At 69.3% G+C, this 13,131-nt stretch carries 12 protein-coding genes and 1 riboswitch; of the genes, 3 read left to right on the forward strand and 9 right to left on the reverse strand.

Annotated features, from left to right (window positions below; genetic code table 11):
- Positions 1–72 precede the first annotated feature (72 nt).
- Both ACIBK5_RS18230 and ACIBK5_RS18235 read left to right on the forward strand, forming a co-directional pair.
- Positions 73–1,488: an SLC13 family permease gene (locus ACIBK5_RS18230; RefSeq protein WP_399020788.1), complete on the forward strand. Its 1,416-nt coding sequence runs from the start codon at positions 73–75 to the stop codon at positions 1,486–1,488.
- Positions 1,489–1,499: 11 nt separating this feature from the next.
- Entirely contained in the window at positions 1,500–2,693 is a 1,194-nt protein-coding gene (locus ACIBK5_RS18235; RefSeq protein WP_399020789.1) for a glycerate kinase, read from the forward strand.
- Here ACIBK5_RS18235 and ACIBK5_RS18240 read toward each other — a convergent pair.
- The 6 genes from ACIBK5_RS18240 to ACIBK5_RS18265 form a co-directional block, all read right to left on the reverse strand.
- Positions 2,648–4,015 (reverse strand): aminotransferase class V-fold PLP-dependent enzyme, encoded by a 1,368-nt coding sequence (locus ACIBK5_RS18240; RefSeq protein WP_399020791.1) that lies wholly within the window; start codon positions 4,013–4,015, stop codon positions 2,648–2,650. The two genes, ACIBK5_RS18235 and ACIBK5_RS18240, sit on opposite strands and share 46 nt — an antisense overlap.
- A 133-nt stretch (positions 4,016–4,148) precedes the next feature.
- A riboswitch (SAM riboswitch) is annotated at positions 4,149–4,265 on the reverse strand.
- Between the two features lie 73 nt (positions 4,266–4,338).
- The gene (trpD, locus tag ACIBK5_RS18245; protein WP_399020793.1) at positions 4,339–5,403 is read right to left on the reverse strand and encodes an anthranilate phosphoribosyltransferase; all 1,065 of its coding nucleotides are present in this window, start codon (positions 5,401–5,403) and stop codon (positions 4,339–4,341) included.
- Between the two features lie 125 nt (positions 5,404–5,528).
- Positions 5,529–7,151, reverse strand: a complete 1,623-nt coding sequence (locus tag ACIBK5_RS18250; RefSeq protein ID WP_399020795.1) for a cytochrome bc complex cytochrome b subunit — start codon at positions 7,149–7,151, stop codon at positions 5,529–5,531.
- The gene (locus tag ACIBK5_RS18255; protein WP_399020797.1) at positions 7,148–8,218 is read right to left on the reverse strand and encodes a Rieske 2Fe-2S domain-containing protein; all 1,071 of its coding nucleotides are present in this window, start codon (positions 8,216–8,218) and stop codon (positions 7,148–7,150) included. Before ACIBK5_RS18255 ends, ACIBK5_RS18250 begins: the two co-directional genes overlap by 4 nt.
- A complete protein-coding gene (locus tag ACIBK5_RS18260) occupies positions 8,215–9,027 on the reverse strand; it encodes a c-type cytochrome (protein ID WP_399020798.1) in 813 nt (270 codons plus the stop codon). Before ACIBK5_RS18260 ends, ACIBK5_RS18255 begins: the two co-directional genes overlap by 4 nt.
- A gap of 81 nt (positions 9,028–9,108) precedes the next feature.
- Positions 9,109–9,729 (reverse strand): heme-copper oxidase subunit III, encoded by a 621-nt coding sequence (locus tag ACIBK5_RS18265; RefSeq protein WP_399020800.1) that lies wholly within the window; start codon positions 9,727–9,729, stop codon positions 9,109–9,111.
- Between the two features lie 145 nt (positions 9,730–9,874).
- Here ACIBK5_RS18265 and ACIBK5_RS18270 point away from each other — a divergent pair, with 145 nt between their 5' ends.
- Positions 9,875–10,276 (forward strand): hypothetical protein, encoded by a 402-nt coding sequence (locus tag ACIBK5_RS18270; protein ID WP_399020802.1) that lies wholly within the window; start codon positions 9,875–9,877, stop codon positions 10,274–10,276.
- Positions 10,277–10,369: 93 nt separating this feature from the next.
- On the opposite strand, the gene ACIBK5_RS18275 is transcribed toward ACIBK5_RS18270, so the two are convergent.
- The 3 genes from ACIBK5_RS18275 to ACIBK5_RS18285 form a co-directional block, all read right to left on the reverse strand.
- On the reverse strand, positions 10,370–11,632 hold the full coding sequence (locus tag ACIBK5_RS18275) for an Ig-like domain-containing protein (protein ID WP_399020803.1): 1,263 nt from the start codon (positions 11,630–11,632) through the stop codon (positions 10,370–10,372).
- A gap of 132 nt (positions 11,633–11,764) precedes the next feature.
- Positions 11,765–12,163, reverse strand: a complete 399-nt coding sequence (locus tag ACIBK5_RS18280; RefSeq protein WP_391104923.1) for a cytochrome c oxidase subunit 4 — start codon at positions 12,161–12,163, stop codon at positions 11,765–11,767.
- The coding region (locus ACIBK5_RS18285; protein WP_399020806.1) for a cbb3-type cytochrome c oxidase subunit I at positions 12,160–13,131 on the reverse strand (972 nt) is incomplete at its 5' end. The genes ACIBK5_RS18280 and ACIBK5_RS18285, both read right to left, overlap by 4 nt.

The raw sequence follows: 13,131 nt of genomic DNA on the forward strand, positions 1-13,131 counted from the left end.
GAGGGGTTGTGGTGAAAGTTCCTTCATGTGGAACTCATCGTCGGCTCACCGCCCGCGCGGAGCCTCGATGGTGTGACGCTGAATCTCCGTACCACCATCGCCCTGTGCGTGGCACTGTCCGTGTGTGCGTTGCTGGCGGTCCCCGCGAACTTCCCGGGGCTCGGCGGCGACGCCCGTTTCACGCTCGCCGTGTTCGTGTTCGCGAGCTGCGCCTGGATCGGGACGTCGATCGACGACACCTATATCGCGCTGGGCGCCGGACTCGCGCTCACGGTGACCGGGGTGATCAGCAGCGACACCCTGTTCGGCACGCTCGGGGATGCCACGGTGTGGCTGCTGATCTGCGCGTTCGTGCTGGCGGCGGCGGTGAGCCGGACCGGGCTCGCGGGCCGGGCGGCGGTGTTCCTGGTCAGTGGGGCGCGGACCGTGCGGCAGCTCGTGCATCTCACCACCGCCGCCCTGGTCGTCACGGCGTTCGCGGTGCCCGCCACCTCGGGCCGGGCCGCCCTCGCGCTGCCGGTGTTCCTCGCCCTCGCCAAGGTCCTCGCCGACCGGAAGCGACTGGTCGTGATGCTGGCGTTGCTGTTTCCGACCGTGATCCTTCTGTCGGCGGTGGCGACCCTGATCGGCGCGGGCGCGCATCTGATCACCGTGTCGGTGCTGTGGGAGACGACCGGGCAGCACATCGGCTTCGCGGAGTGGCTGCTGCTGGGTCTGCCGCTGGCCGTGGCCTCGTCCCATCTGGCCGCCGAGCTGGTCATGCTGACGACGACCCGGCGGGCGGACCGCCGCGGCCCCGTCAGCATCACCCCGGAGCAGATCCAGGAACACAGCGAGCAGCCGGTGACCGGCCCCTGGAGCCAGGCCGAGAAGCGCTGCGCCCTGCTCCTCGCCACGGTGGTGCTGCTGTGGTGCAGTGAGCCGCTGCACCGGGTGCCGCCGGCGCTGGTCGCGCTGATCGGCGCCGTCATCGCCTCCTCCCCCGCCCTCGGCACCGTCCGACTGAAGGACGCGCTGAAGACCGTCCCCTGGTCGCTGCTGCTGTTCATGGCGGCGACGATGGCGATGGGCGTCGCGCTCGCCGACTCGGGAGCGGCGAAGTGGCTGGTCTCAGGTCTGCCGACGGGTGAGGCGCCGGTGGTGTTCCTGGCGATCGTGATCACCGTCAGTACGGCGGCCCACCTGGTCCTGCAGTCCCGCTCGGCCCGCTCGTCGGTCCTGGTGCCGCTGGTCGTGGCCGCCGCCGTCGGTGTCGGGGTCAACCCGGTCGCCGCCGCGCTCGCCTCCACCGCCGCAGCGGGCTTCTGCCACACCCTGCCCGCCTCGGCCAAGCCGGTCACGCTCTTCGCGCAGATCCCCGGCACGCCCACCTACACCCCGCGCGACCTGCTGCGGCTGTCCGCGTTCCTGGCACCGCTGACCGCCGCGCTCGTCCTGCTCTTCGCCGTCGCGGTGTGGCCGCTGCTCGGCGTGTCCGTCACCCGTTGAGGAGAGTCCTGATGCTGACCCGAGTCGTCGTAGCCCCCAGTGGCTTCAAGGAGTCCCTGTCCGCGGAGGCGGCGGCCGACGCCATCGCCGCCGGTGTCCGCCGCGTCCTGCCCGACGCCGAGATCGACCTGGTTCCGCTGGTGGACGGCGGCGAGGGCACGGCGCTCGCCCTGGCCGCCGCGACCGGTGGCCGGCTCGTCACCGTGCCCGCCACCGGCCCGGTCGGGGAGACCATCGGCGCCCATTTCGCCGTGCTGGGCTCAGGGGACACGGCGGTGGTGGAGATGGCGGCGGTCGCGGGCCTCTCCCTCGTCCCGCGCGACCTGCGCGACCCGGGCGCCACCACCACGTACGGCGTCGGTGAGCTGATCCGCTCCGCGCTCGACCTGGGCGTGCGGCGGATCCTCGTCGGCTGCGGCGACTCGGGCACCTCGGACGGGGGCGCGGGCGCGCTCCAGGCGCTCGGGGCCCGGCTCCTGGACGAGGAGGGCCGGGAACTCCCGTACGGAGGAGCCGGGTTGGCGCGTCTGCACCGCGTCGATCCACGGGGCCTGGACCCCCGGCTGGCGGAGGTGGAGCTGCTCGTCGCCTGCAACCCCTACAACGTGCTGTGCGGCGAGCGGGGCGTGGCCCGGGTCTTCGGCCCGCAGAAGGGCGCGACGCCGGTCCAGGTCGAGGAACTGTCGGCCGGCCTGGAGAACTGGGCCTTCGTCCTCACCCGCGATGTCGCCGTCCCGGGCACGGATCTCCGCTCCGGTCCCGGCACGGGAGCCTCCGGCGGCCTGGGAGCCGGTCTCGCCGCCCTCGGCGCCCGGCTCCTCCCCCGCTTCGACGTGCTGCTGGACCATCTCGACCTGGACGCCCGGCTGGCCCGGGCCGACCTGGTCGTCACCGCCGAGGGCGCCCTGGACCACCAGACACCGCGGGGCAAGGTCCCGGCCGAGGTGGCCCGCCGGGCCAAGCTCCACGGCCGCCCGGTCCTGGCCCTCGCGGGCACCCTCGGCGAGGGCGCGCACGAGGTGCCGGGCGTGGACGCGTTCAGCGGGATCCTGCCGGCGCCGATGGCCCTGGCGGAGGCGCTGGTACGGGCCTCCGAACTGCTCACGGACGCGACCGAACGCGCCCTGCGGATGATCCTGCTGGGTGCCCGGCTACCGGCTCACGCGGAGGTGTCCGGGACGCAACGGCCGTCCTCCGTACGGTAGTTCCACCGCGCGCCGTCCTGGACCAGTTCCTTGACGGCGCCGACGAACCGCTCGACGTGCTCGTCGGGCGTGCCCGCGCCGAAGCTCACCCGGATGGCGTTGAGGGACTTCTCGCCGGGAGCCGCCTCCGGTGCGCCGCACTCGCCCTGGGTCTGCGGGTCGCTGCCCAGCAGGGTCCGCAGGAGCGGGTGGGCGCAGAACAGCCCGTCCCGCACCCCGATGCCGTACTCGGCGGAGAGGGCGGCGGCGAAGTGGGAGCTGTTCCAGCCCTCGACGACGAAGGAGATGACGCCGACGCGCGGGGCGTCGTCGCCGAAGAGGGAGAGGATCCGGACCTCCGGCACCTCGGCGAGGCCCGTACGCACCTTCTCGATCAGGTACTGCTCACGGGCGACCAGGCTGTCGAACCCGGCCTCGGTGAGCGCCGTGCAGGCGGAGGCGATGGAGTAGGCACCGATGACGTTCGGGGAGCCTGCCTCGTGCCGGGCGGCACTCTCGTGCCACTCCACGTCGACGCCGCCGTCCGTACGCCGCGCCACCTTCCGCGAGGCACCGCCGCCGGCGAGATAGGGGTCCGCCGCACGCAGCCAGTCGGCCCGGCCGGCCAGGACGCCGGAGCCGAAGGGCGCGTACAGCTTGTGCCCGGAGAAGGCGACCCAGTCGACGTCGAGGTCCGCGACGGACACCGGGTGGTGCGGGGCCAGCTGGGCGGCGTCGAGCACGATCCGGGCGCCATGGGCGTGCGCGGCGGCGGCGAGTTCCCGTACGGGCCACAGCTCGCCGGTGACGTTCGACGCGCCGGTGACACAGACGAGGGCCGGCCCGTGAGGCTCCCGGTCGGCGAGGGCGCGCTCCAGGATCTCGACGGCCTGCCGCGGGCTGCCCGGGGCGTCCAGATAGGTGACGTGGGCGTTCCGCCACGGCAGCAGGGAGGCGTGGTGCTCGGTCTCGAAGACGAAGACCTGGCAGCCGTCCGGGAGCGTGGCGGCGAGGAGGTTCAGGGAGTCGGTGGTGGACCGCGTGAACACCACCTGGTCACCGTCCCGGCAGCCGAGGAACTCCGCGACGGTCCGCCGGGCGCTCTCGAAGAGGTCGGTCGACAGCTGGGACAGGTACCCGGCGCCGCGGTGGACGCTGCCGTAGTACGGCGCGTAGGCGGCGACGTCGTCCCAGACGCGCTGGAGCGCCGGGGCGCTGGCGGCGTAGTCGAGCGCGGCGTAGGTGACCTCGCCGCCGGTCACGAGCGGCACGGTGACATCCCGGCCGAGAACGGGCAGCGAGGCACAGACGGACGGGGCGGCGGCAGCGGTGGAGACAGACATGGCGGAACTCCCGTGAAGGCAGGTCGAATCCGCCCGCGAGCACGTACGGCTCAAGCGGGGGTGAAGGAAGAAGGGGGTGCGGAGGCGGGGCTCTGCGGCCCTATCGCATTCGCTGGTTCACGAGAAGCTCCTCGTCACGCGCTTGCCACAGACCTCGCTGCCTGCGGCCCGGTCTTCACCCGGGGCACCCCGCCACGGACGGAGGGTTGCCGGACAGTCGGCCGGGGCCTCATGACTGTCACTCATGACCTGATCAGGAAAGTACGTGAAGTGATCGCGGTCCCGCAACTCGTGTCCGCATCGCGGGACCGCGCTCACCTCGGTTACGCGTTGCTGGCCGCCACCCAGCGCTCCAGGGTCCGCTTCGCGGCCCCCGAGTCGATCGACTCCGCGGCCTTCGCCATCCCGGCACGGACCTGGTCGGCCAGCGGTGCCGACGTCGGCTCCAGAGCCACCAGCGCGGCCGCCGAGTTCAGCAGGACCGCGTCGCGGACCGGCCCGGTCTCGCCCTCCAGCAGACGGCGGGCGACCTCGGCGTTGTAGGAGGCGTCCGCGCCGCGCAGGGCCTCCACGGGGACCAGTTCGAGGCCCACGTCACGCGGGTCGAAGGGCTCCTCGGTGACCTTGCCGTCCCGGACGATCCACACCCGGGACGTGGCCGTGGTGGTCAGTTCGTCCAGGCCGTCGTCGCCCCGGAAGACCAGGGACGAGTTGCCGCGCTCGGCGAAGACGCCCGCGACGATCGGCGCCATGCGCGGGTCCGCCACACCGACGGCCTGGGAGCGCACCCGGGCCGGGTTGGTCAGCGGGCCGAGCGCGTTGAACACCGTACGGATGCCCAGCTGGCCGCGTGCCGCGCCAGCGTGCCGCAGGGCCGGGTGGAACTTCACCGCGAAGCAGAAGGTGATCCCGGCCTCCTCGGCGACCTCCGCGACCCGGTTCAGCGGCAGCTCCAGGTTGACCCCGAGCTTCTCCAGCACGTCGGAGGCCCCGGACGCGGAGGACGCGGCCCGGTTGCCGTGCTTGACGACCTTCGCGCCGGTGCCGGCGACGACGATCGAGGACATCGTGGAGATGTTGACCGTCTTGGCGCCGTCACCGCCCGTGCCGACGATGTCGACCGTCGCCCCGGGCACCTCGATCACGTTCGCGTGCTCGTACATCGTCCGGACGAGGCCGTTGATCTCCTCGACGGTCTCGCCCTTGGCCCGCAGGGCCACCACGAAGCCCGCGATCTGCGCCTCGGTCGCCTCGCCGCGCATGATCCGGTCCATCGCCCAGGCGGTGTCGTCCGCGCTCAGGTGCCTGCCGTCCAGCAGGCCGTTCAGCAGGGCGGGCCAGGAGCGGCCCGCCGCGGTGTCGCCTCCAGCGGGGGTCACAGCGCTCATAAGCCGCTCCTGGGTCGTCGTACGTCACGTAAAAGCAGTGTGCCCACCCTATCCAGCCCCGGGCACCGCGAAGGGCCCCGTCCGAACACCGGACGGGGCCCTTCTGTGGCGTGGCGAAGCAGCGATCAGTGGTGGCCGTGGCCGCTCGTGATCTCCCGGTACTCCTCGGCGGTGGGCTTGGGGATCTGGGCCCCCTCGCCGTAGTAGGACTCGCTGAGCTTGGCGCGCAGCTTCTCGGAGCCCTTCACCTTGCGCTCGACACCGTTCTCGTCGGTCGTCGGACCGATCTCGGCCGGCTGGTACTGCTCGTGCGCGGTGAGCGTGTACATCTGCTCCTGGCTGAGCGGCTCGTGCACCTCGATGAACTCACCGTGCGGCAGGCGCTTGATGATGCCCGACTCGCGGCCGTGCAGCACCTTCTCCTTGTCCCGGCGCTGCAGGCCGAGACAGATGCGCTTGGTGACGATGAACGCGAGGACCGGTCCGAGGAAGAACCCGATCCGGACGAACCAGGTGACCGAGTTGATCGACAGATGGAAGTGCGTGGCGACGATGTCGTTGCCACCGCCGATCAGCATGATGATGTAGCCGGTGACCCAGGCGACACCCACACCGGTGCGGGTCGGGGCGTTGCGCGGACGGTCCAGGATGTGGTGCTCGCGCTTGTCCCCGGTGACCCACGACTCGATGAACGGGTAGAGGGCGATGATCCCGAGGAAGACACCGAAGAGCACCAGCGGGATGAACACGCCCAGGACCAGCGTGTGGCCCCAGAAGTTGACCTCCCAGCCCGGCATCGCACGGATCAGACCCTCGGCGAAGCCCATGTACCAGTCGGGCTGGGCACCGGTCGACACCTGGTCGGGTCGGTAGGGGCCCAGGACCCAGATCGGGTTGATCGTCGCGATGCCGGCGAGGGCCGAGATGACACCGAAGACCAGGAAGAAGAAGCCTCCGGCCTTGGCCATGTAGACCGGCAGCAGCGGCATGCCGACGACGTTCTTGTTGGTCCGTCCGGGACCCGCGAACTGGGTGTGCTTGTGGTAGAAGACCAGGATCAGGTGGCCGACCACGAGCCCGAGCATGATGCCCGGCAGCAGCAGGATGTGGATCGAGTAGAACCGGGCGACGAAGTCGGTGCCCGGGAACTCCCCGCCGAACAGGAACATCGAGATGTACGTGCCCACGATCGGCACGGACAGGATCGCGCCCTGTGTGAAGCGGACACCGGTGCCGGAGAGCAGGTCGTCCGGGAGCGAGTAGCCGGTGAAACCGGTGAACATGCCCAGGACGAACAGCAGGAAGCCGAACATCCAGTTGATCTCACGCGGCTTGCGGAACGCGCCGGTGAAGAAGACGCGCATCATGTGCACGAACATGCCGGCGAGGAAGATGATCGCCGCCCAGTGGTGGATCTGCCGGATGAGCAGACCGCCGCGGACGTCGAAGCTGATGTCCAGGGTGGAGGCGAACGCCTCCGACATCAGCTGCCCCTGGAGCGGGACGTAACTGCCGTGGTACTCCACCTCGTTCATCGACGGGTGGAAGAACAGCGTCAGGTACACACCCGTGAGGATGATGATGATGAAGCTGTAGAGGCAGATCTCGCCCAGCATGAAGGACCAGTGGTCCGGGAAGATCTTGCGCATGTTGGCCTTGGCCAGGGAGTAGATCCCGAGGCGGCCGTCGGCCCAGTCGGCGACCCGCTCACCGGCGGGTGCCTTGCGGCGTTCTTGTGCAGTGCTCATCCGCGCTCCCAGAAAGCAGGGCCGACGGGCTCGTCGAAGTCGCCGAGCGCCTCAAGATAGCCCTCGTCGTTCACGCCGATGCGGAGCTGCGGCAGGGCGTGACCGGCGGGACCGAAGATCACTCGCGCACCGTCGGAGAGGTCGAAGGTGGACTGGTGGCAGGGGCAGAGCACGTGGTGCGTCTGCTGCTCGTACAGGGAGATCGGGCAACCGACGTGGGTGCAGATCTTCGAGTACGCGACGATGCCCTCGTGCGACCACTCGAGCTCGCGCTTGTCCTTGATGTTCTCCGGCTGGATCCGGACGATCATCAGGGCGGCCTTGGCGATCTCGTTCTGGAAGTCGTGGTCGTGCTCCTCCAGGCCCTCGGGCTTGGCGAAGGTCAGCGAACCGACCGCGACGTCCGAGGGACGCAGCGGCTCGTCCGTGTTCATGTTGACGAGCAGCTTGCCCTTGGACCACAGCGTGTGGCGGAGCTTGGTGCCGGGCAGCGGGCCGAGGTCGCGCAGCAGCACGACACCGGAGAGCGGCACCAGCGTGAGCGCGCCGAGCATGGTGTTGCGGATCAGCTTGCGGCGGCCGAGCGCGGACTCCTTGGCGCCCTGCTTGAAGTCCGCGAAGACCTTCTCGCGGACCTCGGGCGTCGCCGCGATCGCGTGCCGCTCGTCGGCGACCTCCACGTCGGACATCAGGGTGCGCGCCCAGTGGACGGCGCCCGCGCCGATGCAGAACAGCGCGATGCCGAGCGTCATGCCCAGCGCGAAGTTCAGGGCGCTGATGTGACCCAGCGGGAAGATGAAGACCGACTTGTCGACCGGGATCGCCACGAACGCGGCGATGAAGGCGACCGTGGCCAGCATCGACACCGTGAACAGCAGGGCGACCGTACGCTCGGACCGCTTGGCGGCCCGCTCGTCGACGTCCTGGACCCGGTGCTCGTGGGGAGGCAGGCCCGGGTCGGCGAACGGGTGCTTGTCGTCCGGGACGCTCACCGCGTCGTGCCCGTGCTCGTCACGTCCCGCGTGCTCGGCGGGCAGGTTCTCTTCTGGAATGTCTTGGCTACTCATGACTTCTTGGCCTTTGCGGTCCGGGCGGCGACCCACACGGCGACGGCGATCAGTCCGCCGAGACCGAAGATCCAGCCGAACAGGCCCTCGCTGACCGGCCCGAGGCCGCCGAGCTCGAGGCCGCCGGGGCTCTCGGTCTGGTCGCTGTTGACCGCGTCGAGGTAAGCGATGATGTCCTTCTTGTTCTCCTCCGACAGCGTGGTGTCGGGGAAGGACGGCATGTTCTGCGGGCCGGTCTGCATGGCCTCGTAGAGGTGCTTCGCGGAGACGCCCTCGAGGGTCGGCGCGTACTTGCCGTGCGTCAGCGCGCCGCCCTTGCCGGTGAAGTTGTGGCACTGCGCGCAGTTGGTGCGGAACAGCTCACCGCCCTCGGCGATGTCGGCGCCCTCGGGGCCGTACTGCTCCTCCGTCGGGATGGACGGACCGGCGCCCAGCGAGGCGATGTACGCCGCGAGCTGGTCGATCTCGGCCTGCGAGTAGATGTTCTTCTTCGCCGGGACCTGCGGGCCCTGCGAGGTGGCGGCCGGCATCCGGCCGGTGCCCACCTGGAAGTCGACGGCCGCGGCGCCCACACCCACCAGGCTCGGCCCGTCGGAGGTGCCCTGACCGCCGGTGCCGTGGCAACTGGCGCAGCCGACCGAGTAGAGCTTCTTGCCCTCCTCGATGGTGAGGGACTGGGCGGTTTCGTCGGCCTTCGCCGGGCTCGTCGGTGCGAACACGGCATACAGCCCCCCGGTGCATGCCAGCGCGAGGAGTAGGACGACGAGCGCCGCCATCGGGTGGCGTCGTCGTGCGGAGAGCTTTTTCACGGATTACCCCGGTGTCAGGATCTTCTGCGTCGATGCTTCTGGGATGCGCGCTTCATGGAGCACGCGTGGATGTGGGCCCTGCTACTTGATCATGTAGATCGTGGCGAAGAGGCCGATCCAGACGACATCGACGAAGTGCCAGTAGTAGGACACGACGATCGCGGCGGTCGCCTGCTCATGGGTGAACCTGCTGGCCGCGTAGGTCCGGCCGAGGACCAGCAGGAAGGCGATGAGACCGCCTGTCACGTGCAGGCCGTGGAAGCCGGTGGTCAGGTAGAACACCGAGCCGTAGGGGTCGGAGGACAGGGACAGGCCCGCCTCCTTGACCAGCTCCGTGTACTCGAGGACCTGACCGCCGATGAAGATCGCACCCATCACGAACGTGACGATGAACCACATCCGGAGCTTCTTCACATCACCGCGCTCGGCGGCGAAGACGCCGAGCTGGCAGGTGAGGGAAGAGAGCACCAGGATGGTGGTGTTCGCCGCCGAGAACGGGAAGTTGAGATGGTCGGCCATCTCCTTCCAGTGATCGGGACCCGTCACCGATCGCAGGGTGAAGTACATCGCGAAGAGGGCCGCGAAGAACATCAGCTCGGAACTCAACCAGATGATGGTTCCGACGCTGGTGAGGTTCGGCCGGTTGACCGACGGGTGCGCGTGCCCGGTTTCTGCTGTCGTTGCTGTCGCCACGACCGACATTATGTCGGTCGCTTATCCCGCCCTCACTCCGGGGGGTGCCGTTCGGAGTGTCTTCGCCTGTCGTACCGGTGTTGACGTGGTGTTCAAGGGAGTAGCATCCCGCCCATCGGGCCTGTCCTTACGACGCTGACGTCACGGAGGAACAATGCAGCCGACCGCCACGGTGCTGGTCTACAGCAACAACTCCAACACCCGCGAGCAGGTGCGGCTCGCCACGGGACGGAGGCCGGCTCCGGACGTTCCTGTGGTGGAGTTCCTGGAGTGTGCGACTCCGGACGCGGTGCTTCGGGAGCTGGACCGGGGTGGGATCGACGTCTGTGTGCTGGACGGTGAGGCCGTGCCGATGGGGGGCATGGGCGTCTGCCGGCAGATCAAGGACGAGGTGTTCGACTGCCCGCCCGTGCTGCTGCTGATCGGGCGGCCGCAGGACGCGTGGCTGGCGACCTGGAGTCGTGCGGAGTCGGCGGTGACCTTGCCGGTGGAGCCGGTGGAGTTCGCGGCGGCGCTGGCTGCTTTGCTGCGGGAGAAGAAGGCCTTGAACGCCTAGGGGCTCGGTTCGACCGGTTGTGTGGCGGGTGCGGGTGGGTTGTGGCTTGTCGCGCGGTTCCCCGCGCCCCTGGGGACGAGCCCCTGAGGGCGTTCAGACGCTCTGTGGGCGCAGTCGGGCCCTGTCGGCCGCTGCCGGGCCGTCCGGGGTGCCGCCCAGGAGGGCGCTGCCTGTGCGCCACTTCTGCCAGTCGAGGTTCCAGTCGCCGAAGCCGTTGCCGAAGGGGGCCATGGTGTCGCCGCCGGAGTTGATGACCTTGACGATGTCGCCCTCGCGGACGGTGTCGTAGAACCAGGCGGCGTTCTCGGTGCTCATGCCGGTGCAGCCGTGGCTGACGTTGGCGGCTCCCTGGGAGCCGACCGACCAGGGGGCGGCGTGGACGTACTCGCCGCTGTTGGTGACCCGCACCGAGTGGTGGACGATCAGGTCGTAGAAGTCCGAGGCGCCGATGCTGGCGCTGGTCATGCGGACGGTGCCCTCCTTGGCCAGGACGACCTTGACGCCGTTGCGGGTGTCGTAGCCGGGCATACCCGTGGTCACCGGTATCTGGCGGACGATCTCGTCGTTCTTGTAGACCGTCATCTGGTGGGCCGAGGCGTCCGTGACGGCTATGAGCTTGTCGGCGGTGCCGAACGTCACCGGCTTGGCCTTGCCGCCGCCCCAGAGGCGGTCGCCTATCTTGATGCCCTCCAGGTTGCTGCGGACCTGGACGGTGGCCTGTGCGGGCCAGTAGTCCTTCGGGCGGTAGTGGAGCTTCTTGTCGTCCACCCAGTGCCAGGCGCCGTCCACAGCGGGCATGGACGAGACCTTGAGCGCGCGTTCGACGACGGCCCGCTGGGCCCTGTCCTTGACGGGCCGGCTCAGCTCGGCGGTGACGGGCTGGCCGACGCCGTAGGTGCCCGCTTTGGGACCGAAGGTGACGTCCAGGCGCTTCTTGGTGGTGGGCCTGCCCGTGTCGAAGGTGAGGACCTTGCGGCCGGGCGCCCCGTCCTCGTCCTCGGTGCTCACACGGACCGTGTAGCCGGCGTTGGCGGCGAGCGGCGCGGTGCTGTGCCAGCGGCTGCCGTCGGCGGCCAGTTCGCCCGCGAGGTAGCGTCCGGTGGCGTCGTAGGCCGTGACGTCCGTGATCCGCCCGTCGGAGTCCTCGGCGACCACTTCCAGGGGCTTGTCCGGGTCGGCCTTCTCGCGGCCCTCTGGGGGGCCGTTGAAGGAGATCTGGTCCGCCGCGTCGTAGGGGCGGTGGGCGAGGGGGTTGCCGTCCGAGCCGCAGGCGGTGATGACGCCCGCGCTGAGGGCTATCACCAGCAGCGTGCAACTGACGACGGTGCGGGGCCGGGTTATCGCTGTGTGGCTCATGACCTCACGCTAGGAAGGCCCGTCAACAGCGGCACGCCGAGAGACTCGTACGAGTGACATGTATTGCGGCAACGGGCAGGGGCCCGGACGCTCCTCTCGGAGTGTCCGGGCCCCTGTGGCGCTGGGCGCGGGTTACTGGGTGCGGTTCTCACCGCGGTAGTACTCGAAGACCCAGCCCCAGATGCCGACCAGGATGATCGGCAGCGAGAAGTACATCAGCCACCAGCCGATGGCGACCGACAGGAAGGCGAGGGCGCCGCCGATGGCCAGGGAGAGCGGCTGCCAGCTGTGCGGGCTGAAGAACCCGACCTCGCCGGCGTCGTCCGCGACGTCCGCCTCCTTGTTGTCCTGTGCGCCGACGTCGACCCGCTTGGCCGTGAAGCCCAGGTAGAAGCCGATCATGATGCACAGGCCGAAGGCCAGGAAGAGGGCCGTGGTACCGGCCGGCTCCTTCGACCAGTAGCCGTAGACGACCGCCATGACGAGCACGAAGACGCTCAGCCACATGAACATCTTGCCCTGGATCTTCACTTGCCGGCCTCCTTGCCGCCGGCGAGGGCCTTGTCACCGTGGCCCACGTTCTCGAGCTGGTCGAGAGCGGCGATCTCCGGGTGGTGCAGGTCGAACGCCGGGGATTCACTGCGGATCCGCGGCATGGTGATGAAGTTGTGCCGCGGCGGCGGGCAGGACGTCGCCCACTCGAGCGAGCGGCCGTAGCCCCACGGGTCGTCGACCTCGACGGGCTTGCCGTACTTGGCCGTCTTCCACACGTTGTAGAAGAACGGCAGGATCGACATGCCGAGCAGGAACGAGCTGATCGTCGAGATCGTGTTCAGCGCGGTGAAGCCGTCGGCCGCCAGGTAGTCCGCGTAACGGCGCGGCATGCCCTCGGCGCCCAGCCAGTGCTGGACCAGGAACGTGCCGTGGAAGCCGATGAACAGGGTCCAGAAGGTGATCTTGCCGAGGCGCTCGTCCAGCATCTTGCCGGTCCACTTCGGCCACCAGAAGTGGAAGCCGGAGAACATCGCGAAGACCACGGTGCCGAAGACGACGTAGTGGAAGTGGGCCACCACGAAGTACGAGTCGGAGACGTGGAAGTCCATCGGCGGCGAGGCCAGGATGACACCGGTCAGACCACCGAAGGTGAAGGTGATCAGGAAGCCGGTCGCCCAGAGCATCGGTGTCTCGAAGGACAACGAGCCCTTCCACATGGTGCCGATCCAGTTGAAGAACTTCACACCGGTCGGGACCGCGATGAGGAAGGTCATGAAGGAGAAGAACGGCAGCAGCACACCGCCGGTGACGTACATGTGGTGGGCCCACACCGTCACGGACAGACCCGCGATCGCGATGGTCGCGCCGATCAGACCCGTGTAACCGAACATCGGCTTACGGGAGAAGACCGGAATGACCTCGGAGATGATGCCGAAGAACGGCAACGCGATGATGTACACCTCTGGATGGCCGAAGAACCAGAAGAGGTGTTGCCACAGCAAGGC

The organism is Streptomyces sp. NPDC050546, assembly GCF_044457425.1.
Lineage (GTDB): Bacteria > Actinomycetota > Actinomycetes > Streptomycetales > Streptomycetaceae > Streptomyces.